We start from the raw sequence: 453 nt of genomic DNA, 5'->3' as shown, positions 1-453 counted from the left end.
GCATCAGCCTGCAGAATCGCGGCTTCGGTTTTTCGATGGACGCGCGCTCGGCCAACGTGGTGGAAGGCGGCAAGCGGCCATTCCACACCATCATCCCGGCGTTCCTGACCAAGGACGGCCAGCCGCAGATGAGCTTTGGCGTGATGGGCGGCGACATGCAGCCGCAAGGCCACCTGCAGACGCTCGTGCGCATGCTCGATTACAAGCAGCAGCCGCAGGCCGCGTGCGATGCACCGCGCTGGAAGGTCAACCGCGATTTCACGCTGGACGTGGAAGGCACGATGAACGGCAAGACCGTCGCCGCGCTGGAAGCACGCGGGCACAAGCTCGAATCGGTGGCCGATCCGTACATGGATTTCGGCTCTGGCCAGTTCATCTGGCGCCTGTCGGACGATGCCGACCACGGCTACGTGGCCGCCAGCGACAGCCGCCGCGACGGCCACGCAGTAGGCT

1 protein-coding gene is annotated in these 453 nt (G+C 65.6%); it reads left to right on the top strand.

The annotated features are described in order from the left end of the window. Positions 1-453, top strand: a 453-nt coding sequence (locus tag KDL01_RS47210; protein ID WP_212534278.1) for a gamma-glutamyltransferase, incomplete at both ends; no start/stop codon positions are given.

This window comes from Actinospica durhamensis (genome assembly GCF_018139695.1).
Lineage (GTDB): Bacteria > Actinomycetota > Actinomycetes > Streptomycetales > Catenulisporaceae > Actinospica > Actinospica durhamensis.
Note: the sequence above shows the minus strand (reverse complement) of the source record. Positions and strands in the feature narration are given on the sequence as shown.